10 protein-coding genes and 1 rRNA gene are annotated in these 9,850 nt (G+C 71.8%); all 11 read right to left on the bottom strand.

The features are described 5' to 3' along the window. Positions 1-17 precede the first annotated feature (17 nt). The gene (gene xerD, locus PUW82_RS14175; protein WP_274222915.1) at positions 18-941 is read right to left on the bottom strand and encodes a site-specific tyrosine recombinase XerD; all 924 of its coding nucleotides are present in this window, start codon (positions 939-941) and stop codon (positions 18-20) included. Position 942: 1 nt separating this feature from the next. After that, positions 943-1,509, bottom strand: coding sequence for an NUDIX domain-containing protein (locus PUW82_RS14180; RefSeq protein WP_274222916.1), 567 nt, complete (start codon positions 1,507-1,509; stop codon positions 943-945). Next, positions 1,502-3,196, bottom strand: a complete 1,695-nt coding sequence (pyrG, locus tag PUW82_RS14185; RefSeq protein WP_274222917.1) for a CTP synthase — start codon at positions 3,194-3,196, stop codon at positions 1,502-1,504. The genes PUW82_RS14180 and pyrG overlap by 8 nt, the downstream gene beginning before the upstream one ends. An 18-nt stretch (positions 3,197-3,214) precedes the next feature. Then, entirely contained in the window at positions 3,215-4,906 is a 1,692-nt protein-coding gene (recN, locus tag PUW82_RS14190; RefSeq protein WP_274222918.1) for a DNA repair protein RecN, read from the bottom strand. Continuing rightward, a complete protein-coding gene (locus tag PUW82_RS14195) occupies positions 4,903-5,838 on the bottom strand; it encodes an NAD kinase (protein WP_274222919.1) in 936 nt (311 codons plus the stop codon). Before PUW82_RS14195 ends, recN begins: the two co-directional genes overlap by 4 nt. Next, complete coding sequence (locus tag PUW82_RS14200) at positions 5,835-6,641, bottom strand: TlyA family RNA methyltransferase (protein WP_274222920.1); 807 nt, start codon at positions 6,639-6,641, stop codon at positions 5,835-5,837. The genes PUW82_RS14195 and PUW82_RS14200 overlap by 4 nt, the downstream gene beginning before the upstream one ends. Beyond that, positions 6,638-6,847 carry a hypothetical protein gene (locus tag PUW82_RS14205; RefSeq protein ID WP_274222921.1) on the bottom strand — a complete coding sequence of 70 codons (210 nt, stop codon included), beginning with the start codon at positions 6,845-6,847 and terminating at the stop codon, positions 6,638-6,640. The genes PUW82_RS14200 and PUW82_RS14205 overlap by 4 nt, the downstream gene beginning before the upstream one ends. Before the next feature lie 39 nt (positions 6,848-6,886). Continuing rightward, on the bottom strand, positions 6,887-7,921 hold the full coding sequence (locus PUW82_RS14210) for an HAD-IIA family hydrolase (protein WP_274222922.1): 1,035 nt from the start codon (positions 7,919-7,921) through the stop codon (positions 6,887-6,889). Next, the gene (locus tag PUW82_RS14215) at positions 7,921-8,784 is read right to left on the bottom strand and encodes a tetratricopeptide repeat protein (RefSeq protein ID WP_337994560.1); all 864 of its coding nucleotides are present in this window, start codon (positions 8,782-8,784) and stop codon (positions 7,921-7,923) included. The genes PUW82_RS14210 and PUW82_RS14215 overlap by 1 nt, the downstream gene beginning before the upstream one ends. Beyond that, positions 8,781-9,557 (bottom strand): hypothetical protein, encoded by a 777-nt coding sequence (locus PUW82_RS14220; protein WP_274222923.1) that lies wholly within the window; start codon positions 9,555-9,557, stop codon positions 8,781-8,783. The genes PUW82_RS14215 and PUW82_RS14220 overlap by 4 nt, the downstream gene beginning before the upstream one ends. Before the next feature lie 225 nt (positions 9,558-9,782). Continuing rightward, positions 9,783-9,850: ribosomal RNA gene (gene rrf / locus PUW82_RS15140) — 5S ribosomal RNA — on the bottom strand; the annotation flags it as partial.

Genomic DNA, 9,850 nt, shown 5'->3' on the forward strand with positions numbered 1-9,850 from the left:
CAGCGCGCCGGGCGACCTCAGCGCGCTCGCGGGTGGGATGTCGCGTAGATCTCGCGCAGAGCGTCGACGGTCACGTGCGTGTAGATCTGCGTCGTCGCGACCGAGGCGTGGCCGAGCAGCTCCTGCACGACGCGGACGTCGGCGCCTCCCTGCAGCAGGTGGGTCGCGAACGAGTGGCGCAGGGTGTGCGGCGACACGTGGGCGGTCAGGCCGGCGCCCTCGGCCGCCCGCTGGATGATGAGCCACGCGCTCTGGCGCGACAGCGGCGCCCCGCGCACGCCGAGGAAGAGACGCGGCGTCGCGCGGCCGCGGCGCGAGAGCTCCGGGCGTGCCCGCGCGAGGTACGCGTCGACCGAGGCCCGCGCGTACGACCCGACCGGCACGACGCGCTCCTTCGCCCCCTTGCCGCGCACGCGCAGGACGTCGCCGAGGGCGAGGTCGTCGACGTCGAGCTGCACGATCTCCGACACCCGCGCCCCGGTCGCGTAGAGCAGCTCGAGCAGGGCCCGGTCGCGCAGGCCCGCGAGATCGGTGTCGACGGCATCGCCGGGCGCCGGGCCCGCGGCATCCAGCAGCCGTTCCACCTGATCGATCGTCAGCGCCTTCGGCAGTCGGCGCGGCGTCTTCGGGGGCCGCAACCGCTGCGTCGGGTCGCCCTCGGCCAGCCCCTCGCGGGCGAGGAACCGGTGCAGGCCGCGCAGCGACGACTGCAGGCGCGCGAGCGACGTGGCGGCGGGAGGCGGATCGGCCGCCGCAGCCTGCTCGGCGAACCGCGTCACGACCTCGATGGTCACGGCCGCGACGTCGTCGATACCCTGCTCACCGAGCCAGGTCGTGTAGGCGTCGAGATCGCGCCGGTACGCCGCGACCGTGTGCGCCGACAGCCCCCGTTCGACGGAGATGTGGCGCAGGTACGCCGTGACGGCACGCTCGAGGCGCACCTCAGCCCCGACGCAGCCGTTCGGCCGCAGCCAGCACGCCGGAGGCCAGGATGCCGTTGCGCAGGCGGCCGGCCAGCACGCCGTCGATGACCTCGGTCAGCGGCACCCGTTCGACCCGCATGTCGGCTTCTTCGTCCTCGCGCTCGTATGCGTCCGGAGCGGGGCTCAGTCCGCGCGCGAGGAAGATGTGGATGATCTCGTCGTTGCCGCCGGGGGTCGTGTAGATGCTCAGCAGCGGCTCGATCGACGCGGCGACGAGGTCGACCTCTTCGGCCAGCTCGCGGCGAGCCGTCTCGATCGGCGGCTCGCCGGCCACATCGAGCAGCCCCGCCGGGATCTCCCAGTCGCGGTGCCGGATGGGGTGGCGGTACTGCTGGATGAGCACGACGCGCTCGTCGTCGTCGATCGCCACGACCGCCGCAGCGCCCGGGTGGTCGACGAACTGCCGGGTGATCTCCCCCTCGCCGAAGCGCACCGTCTCGCTGCGCACGTCCCAGACGTGGCCCGAGTAGACGAGCTCGCTCGAGACGACGTCCGGGTCGACCGGTTCGTCACGCAGCTCAGTCATCCTCGACCTCGAACAGCTCGCTTGCGCGGTGCCGGTCCAGGGCGGCGGCGATGAGCCCGCGGAACAGCGGGTTCGCCTCGGTCGGGCGCGACCGCAGCTCGGGGTGCGCCTGCGTGGCGATGTAGTACGGGTGCACCTCGCGCGGCAGCTCGACGTACTCGACGAGGTTGCGGTCGGGCGACAGGCCCGAGAACACCAGGCCCGCCTCGGCGATCTGGTCGCGGTACCGGTTGTTGACCTCGTAGCGGTGGCGGTGACGCTCCGACGCTTTCGTGGCGCCGTAGACCTCGGCCGCGAGCGACCCCTCGGCCAGGTCGGCCTCGTACAGCCCCAGACGCATCGTGCCGCCGAGGTCGCCGCCGGCGATGATGTCGACCTGCTCGGCCATCGTCGCGATGACCGGGAACTCCGTCTCGGGGTCGAACTCGCTCGAGGACGCGCCGGCGAGGCCGGCCATGTTGCGGGCGTACTCGATGACCATGCACTGCAGGCCGAGGCAGATGCCGAGGGTGGGGATGCCCTGCTCGCGCGCGAACTTCAGCGCACCGAGCTTGCCCTCGATGCCGCGGATGCCGAACCCGCCGGGGACCACGATGCCGTCGACGACGGCCAGCGCCTTCGCGGCGCCCTCGGGCGTCTCGCACAGGTCCGACGGAATCCAGGTGACGTTGACCTTGGTCTCCTGCGCGAAACCGCCGGCCTTGAGGGCCTCGGTCACCGACAGGTACGCGTCGGGCAGATCGATGTACTTGCCGACCAGGCCGATCGTGACCTCGTGCTTGGGGTTGTGGACGGCGTCGAGCACCTTACTCCAACGCGTCCAGTCGACCTCCTCGGCCTTCTCGGCCAGACCCAGGCGACGGGCGATGTACGCGTCGAGGCCCTGGTCGTTCAGCGTGGAGGGGATGTCGTAGATGCTCGGCAGGTCGACGGTGTTGACGACACCCTCGACGTCGACGTCGCACATCAGCGCGATCTTGTTGCGGTTGCTCTCGCTGACCGGCCGGTCGCTGCGCAGCACGAGGGCGTCGGGCTGGATGCCGACCTGGCGGAGGGCGGCGACGGAGTGCTGCGTCGGCTTCGTCTTCTGCTCACCCGAGGCGCCCATGAACGGCACGAGCGAGACGTGGACGAAGAAGACGGCGTCGCGGCCGAGCTCGTGCCGCAGCTGCCGCGCGGCCTCGAGGAAGGGCTGCGACTCGATGTCGCCGACGGTGCCGCCGACCTCGGTGATGATGACGTCGGGGCGGGGCTCCTCGGTCGCCTGCAAGCGCATGCGGCGCTTGATCTCGTCGGTGATGTGCGGGATGACCTGCACGGTGTCGCCGAGGTACTCGCCGCGACGTTCCTTCGCGATGACCTGCGAGTAGATCTGCCCGGTCGTCACGTTCGCGGCCTGGCTCAACTCGATGTCGAGGAAGCGCTCGTAGTGACCGATGTCGAGGTCGGTCTCGGCGCCGTCGTCGGTGACGAAGACCTCACCGTGCTGGAAGGGGTTCATCGTGCCCGGATCGACGTTGAGATACGGGTCGAGCTTCTGCATGACCACGCGCAGACCGCGGGCGGTGAGCAGGTTGCCGAGGCTGGCGGCTGTCAGTCCCTTACCGAGAGAAGAGACCACACCACCGGTCACGAAGATCTGCTTGGTGGTGTTCTGGGAAGAGGCCGCGCGATGAGTGTCCGTCACGGGCTTCTATTCTATCAGTCAGGAGCGGGCGAGGCCGAGCAGTTCGCGCGCATGCTCGATCGCGGCATCCGAATCCGGCAGACCCGACAGCAACCGGGCCATCTCGGCCTCGCGATCGGCGCCCTCCAGCCGGCGGACACTGGATGCCGTCACCGAGCCGTCGTTCGACTTCACGACCGTCAGGTGGTTCGAGGCGAAGGCGGCGACCTGCGCCAGGTGGGTCACGACGATGACCTGGCTCGTCTCGGCGAGCCGGGCCAGCCGACGACCGACCTCGATCGCGGCGGCGCCGCCGATACCGGCATCCACCTCGTCGAACACGAACGTCGGGACGGGGTCGGTGCCCGCGATCACGACCTCGATCGCGAGCATCACGCGACTGAGCTCTCCGCCCGACGCGCCGCGTGCCACCGGGCGCGGGTCGGCGCCGGGGTGGGGTGCCAGCAGAATCGTGACGTCGTCGCGCCCCGCGGCCGTGGGGGTGCCGGGCTCCACGCGCACGACGAGACGGGCATCCGGCAGCGCGAGCTCGCGCAGCTCGGCGGTGACCGCGGTGCCGAGGCTCTCCGCCGCGGCGGTGCGCGCTGCGGTGAGGGCGCCGGCTGCAGCGTCGAGTTCGGCGGCCAGCTCGTCGCGCCGCGCGGTCAGGCGGTCGATCCGGTCGCCGTCGTCGTCGAGCTCGACGAGCCGCGCCGAGCCCGATTCGAGCAGGGCGAGGGCCTCGTCGAGCGTGCCGTGCACGCGCAGCAGCCCACCGAGGGCGGCACGCCGCTCCTCCACCGCGGCGAGCTCCTGCGGACCGCCCTCATCGAGATCGGCGAGGTAGGCGCTCAGGCCGGTCATGAGGTCGGCGGCTCGGTAGCCGAGGTCGGCGAGCGGTTCGACGAACTCCGCCAGCGCGGGGTCGCTTGTCGAGGCACGCTCGATGGCCCGCCGCGCCTCGGCGAGCAACGACACCGCGTCGGGCAGGTCGTCGTCGTTCGACAGCGCGTCGTGCGCGGTGGCCGCCGCCGCGCGCAGCCCCTCGACGTTCGCGAGTTTCTCGGCGCGCTCGGCGAGCGCCAGGTCTTCGCCCGGCTGCGGGGCGACCTCTTCGATGTCGGCGATGCGAGCGCGCAGCTCGTCGGCCTCGCGGCGCCGGGCGTCGCGGTCGGCCGTCAGTTGCGACAGCTCGGCGTCGACGGCCCGCCACGCGTCGAAGGCCGCGCGGTAGCGCTCGCGCACGGCGACCAGGTCGGCGCCGCCGAACCGGTCGAGCGCGTCCCGCTGGGCCACCGCCGACTTCAGCCGCAGCTGATCCGACTGACCGTGCACGACGATGAGCTGCTCGGCGAGATCGGCCAGCACCGCGGCGGGCGCCGGACGACCGCCGACGCTCGCGCGGCTGCGGCCCTCGCTCGAGAGCACGCGGCCGAGGTAGAGCTCCGAGCGTCCGCCGCCGATGGGCTCGACGTCTCCCCCGGCTTCGCGCACGCGCTCGGCCACGGGCCCGTTCTCGTCGACGATCCAGACGCCGTCGACCGAGGCCTGCGCCGCCCCCGCCCGCACCGCACCCGAGTCGGCGCGCTGGCCGAGCAGCAGCCCGAGCCCGGTCACGACCATGGTCTTGCCGGCGCCGGTCTCGCCCGTGATGGCCGTGAAACCGGGGCCCATCGGAAGCGTGGCCTCGGCGATCACGCCGAGACCGCGCAGGCGCATCTCCTCGATCACGACGAACCCTCGCGCTGCTCGATGGCCGGTCCACGCCAGCCCACGACGGGCAGCCGGAACTTCTGCACGAGGCGGTCGGTGAACGCCGCCGGATGCAGCCGCGCGAGGCGCACGGGGGTGCTGGAGCGGCGCACCACGACGCGGGCGCCCGGCGGCAGGTCGCGCGAGCGCCGTCCGTCCGCCCACAGGATGCCGGTGCCGTTGGTGCCGGCGACGACCTCGATCGCCACGGATGCTTCGGGGCTGATCACGAGCGGCCGTGCGAAGAGGGCATGGGCCGACAAGGGGACGACAGCGACCGCCTCGACCGTCGGCCAGATGACGGGGCCGCCGGCGGAGAAGTTGTACGCGGTCGAGCCGGTCGGGGTCGCGATGACCACGCCGTCGCAGCCGAAGGCCGACAGCGGCCGCCGGTCCACCTCGAGCACGACCTCGAGCATGCGTTCGCGGCTCGCCTTCTCGACGGTCGCCTCGTTGAGCGCCCAGGTCTCGTAGACGACGGCGCCGGTCTCGTCCTTCACCCGCACCGACAGCGCCATCCGCTCCTCGACCTCGTAGTCGCGGGCGATCACCCGGCGCACGGCGTCGTCCATGTCGTCCGCCTCGATCTCGGCGAGGAAGCCGACGTGTCCCATGTTGATGCCGAGCACGGGCGCGGTGCCGCCGCGGACGAGGTCGACGGCGCGCAGGATCGTGCCGTCGCCGCCGAGGACGATCGCGAGCTCCAGCTGCGCGACCGTCACATCGCGGTCGAGCGTCAGCACGCCTTCCAGCTCACCGAGCGCGGCGACCAGCTCGTCGCGGTCGTCGGCCGCGAGCACCGGGGTCGCTCCGGCGGCGATCAGGGCGCCGAGCACCCGCTCGGCGGCGGCGACCGTATGCGGTCGGCGCGCGTGCGCGACGACGAGGATGTTGCGCTGCGCGTCGATCATCGGGCTCCCGCCAATTCGTCCACGGTTCGCATCCATTCTGTCGGATTGCCCGCGTCGTCGACGCGAGGTCGCAGGTGGATGACGTACTCCTGATTGCCGTGTGTTCCGGGGAGGGGGGAGGAGACGACGCCATGAGTGCCGAGCCCCTCGTCCCAGGCCGTCCACAGCACGCCGGCGACCGCGTCCGCACGCAGCCCGGGGTCGGTCACGAGGCCGCCCTTGACCGCCGTGCGCCCGACCTCGAACTGCGGCTTCACCAGCAACACGACGTCGGTGTCGGCGGCGCACACGCTCGCCACCGGAGCGAGCACATGACCGAGCGAGATGAACGATAGGTCGCCCGTGACGATGCCGGGGCGCTCATCGCTGCCCGACAGCTCCGCGAGGGTGACCGGGCTGAGGCTGCGCACGTTGAACCCCTCGACCGCGACGACCTCGGGGTCGGCCGCGATCTCGGCTGCCAGCTGACCGTGACCGACGTCGACCGCGACGACCGGCCGCGCGCCGCGCTCGCGCAGCACCTGCGTGAAACCGCCCGTCGAAGCGCCCATGTCGAGGGCACGCCGCCCGTCCACGGCGATGTGGAAAGCGTCGAGCCCCGCGATCAGCTTGTGCGCGGCGCGGCTGACGTAGTGGTCGGCGCCGGCGACCGTGATCTCGGCGTCGTCGCGGACCGGGGCGGACGCTTTGACCACCGCGCGCCCGTCGACCGAGACGAGCCCCGCAGTGATGAGGCCTGCGGCATGGGTACGCGAGCGTGCGAGGCCGCGAGCGGCCAGCGCGGCGTCGAGTCGCGAGGTCACGCGGCTCCGGTCGGACCGGAGTCGAGGCGTCGGGCGAGCTCGTCGTGCAGCGCTGCGTACGACGCGGCACGCTCGCTCAGCGGCTGGTCCTCGATCACGTCGAGAGCCGACACGAGGTCGTCGCGCCACTGCTCCGCGATCGCCTCGGTCGACGTGTCGGCGGAACGTGCAGCGCCGTCGGCGGGGTCAGCGGCATCCATCGACATGACTCCCACGATACGCGGCGCCGGCGCCGGCGGAACGGATCAGGGCCGGTGGAACGGATCGGCGTACAGCCGCTCCGGTACCCGGAAGCCGTAGATGGCTCGCCCCGTCGCCCAGATCGCGGCGGCACCCGCGCGCACGAGGTCGATCGGACGATCCCCCTCGTCGAGCACGACGATGTCAGCGCCGTCGATCCGCACCGACGCCCGACCCACGGTCGTCGTGTCACCCTTCGTTCGGGTCTCGGGGTACGGCTCGTGCAGCTCGCGCAGATCGCTGAGGATGTACGTCGGCCGCGAGTTCGCCGGGGCTGCGAGCACGTGCTTGGGTCGGTCGATGCCCGTCAGCACGAGCGCGGACTGCAGACCGGCAGCCTGCGCGCCCGCGATGTCGGTATCGAGCCGATCGCCGATGAACAGCGCGTTCGCGGCGCCGAAGCGCGCGACGGCCTCGTCGAAGATGGGCCGCTCGGGCTTGCCCGCCACGGTCGCGAGACGACCGACCGCCGTGTGGACCGCGGACACGAGTGTGCCGTTGCCCGGAGCGATCCCGCGTGCCTGCGGGATCGTCCAGTCGGTGTTCGTCGCGATCCAGGGAATCCCGCCCTCATCCTCCGGCAGGGCCAGGGCATAAGCGGCCTCGGCGAGCTGCGCCCAGCCCACCTCGGGCGCGAAGCCCTGCACGACCGCGGCCGGCGCGTCTTCAGCAGATCGCGTCGGAACGTAGCCCGCCTTCTCGAGCTCGTGGACGAGGCCGTCGCCGCCGACGACGAGGATCGTCGCGCCGGCCGGCACCCGCTCGCGGAGCAGTCGCATCGCCGCCTGCGGGCTCGTGATGACATCATCGGGTCGCGTGCCGGTGAGACCCAGCTGCTGCAGGTGCTCGGCGACGACGGCATCGCGACGCGACGCGTTATTGGTGATGTATCCCAACCGGCGGGACTCCCCCGCGCGATTCAGGCTCTCGACCGCATGCGGCAGCGCGCCCGGCCCGGCGTACACGACACCGTCCAGGTCCGCGAGCACAGCGTCGACGCCGTCGAGCGGCGTCGCTCCGGAGCGCGAGAACAGTCCCATCAGCGGTTTTCCCCTTCCTCGGGCGCCGAAGACTCACCCTCCTCGGCATCCGACTCGTCTGCGGCATCCGACTCGTGGATGCCGGCGGCCGGCGCCTCCTCGGCGTCGGGCGCGTTCTCCGCATCGGCGTCGTCATCAGCGTCCGGAGCGTTCTCCGCATCGGCGTCGTGCTCGGCGTCCGAGGCGTCTTCCGTGTCCGACGCGTGGTCGGTGTCCGACGAATTCTCGGAGGGCACCTCGTCTTCGCCGTCCGACTCGTCGATGTCGTCGACGACGATCAGCTCCCGGTCCGCCTCGCTGGCGCCGAGCGCCTCTTCGGCCACCAACGCGCGGCGCTGCCAGACAGCGGCCTCGCCGCTGCGGCCCAGGTCTTCGAGCACGGCGGCACGAGCGGCGAACAGCGCGGGGCTCCACGAGAACGCCCGGTCGGGATCGAGCTCGGGGATGTCGAGCTCCTGCAGCGCGCGCTCGGTCTCGCCGCGGTCGAGTCGCGCACCCGACATCGCGATGGCAAGCTCGACGCGGACCTCGACCGGCAGCGTCGAACGGTCCACTGCGCGCCCGACCTCGAGCGCACGATCGGGTCGACCAACGCCCCGCTCGCTGTCGACCATGAGTGCGATCTGGTCGTCGCTGCCGGAGATCCGCCGGTAGGTCCGCAGTTCGCGCAGCGCGAGTGCGTAGTCACCCACGGCGTAGGCGGTGATGGCGACGGTCTCGCGCACGACGCCGACGCGGCCGGCGCGACGGGATGCCGCCAGCGCGTGCTCATGCGCCAGCTCCGGCTCGTCCTCGATCAGCTGCGCGACCATCGCGAGGTGACGAGCGACCTGCTCCGCATTCTCCTTGCTCAGGGTCTTCAACTCGTTGCGCGCGGCACCGGGCAGATCACGAGCGGTGACGCTGTCTGGGATCTCGGGACCACGAGGGATGTCACGGCGCTCCGAGCCCTGCGGCGGACGCGAGGCGCGCTCGCCCCCGTCGCGGTCATCGCGGCGCGAGTAGGCGGGCCGGTCGCCGTCGCGGCGCGGACGATCGCCATCGCGACGCGGGTACGAGGAACGGTCACCATCGCGACGCGGGTACGACGGACGATCACCGTCACGACGCGGGTACGACGGACGATCACCGTCACGACGGGGGCGCGATTCACCATCACGAGCGGGGCGCGCATCACCGTCACGACGCGGGTACGAGGGACGGTCACCATCGCGACGCGGGTACGAGGGACGGTCACCATCGCGACGCGGGTACGAGGGACGATCACCGTCACGACGGGGGCGCGATTCACCATCACGAGCGGGGCGCGCGTCACCGTCGCGACGTGGGTACGACGGACGATCACCATCGCGACGCGGGTACGAGGGACGGTCACCATCGCGGCGCGGGTACGACGGACGATCACCGTCACTACGGGGGCGCGATTCACCATCACGAGCGGGGCGCGCGTCACCGTCGCGACGCGGGTACGAGGGACGGTCACCGTCACGGCGCGGGTACGAAGGCCGGTCGCCGTCGCGACGGGGCCGCGAATCGCCATCGCGAGCGGGGCGCGCGTCACCATCCCGACGCGGGTACGACGGACGATCCCCATCTCGACGTGGACGCGAATCCCCATCGCGACGCGGACGCTCATCGCCGTCTCGGCGGGGGCGCTCGTTGTTGTCGCGGCGCGGACGAGAATCGTTCGCGCCCTCCGGACGGGAGCCGTCGTCGCGACGTGCGCGCCGTGCGCTGGAATCCGCGGCGTTGTATCGGGGCTTGCGCTCTGATCTCGGGCGGTCTTCTTCAGTCACGACGTTCCTTTCGTCCGGAAACGAGAAAAGGCCACCCAACACTGGGTGGCCAATTCACGAAAGAAGTCCGGCGGTGTCCTACTCTCCCACAGGGTCCCCCCTGCAGTACCATCGGCGCTGTGAGGCTTAGCTT

The sequence above is a fragment of the Microbacterium thalli genome, from assembly GCF_028737325.1.
Classification (GTDB): Bacteria; Actinomycetota; Actinomycetes; order Actinomycetales; family Microbacteriaceae; genus Microbacterium; species Microbacterium thalli.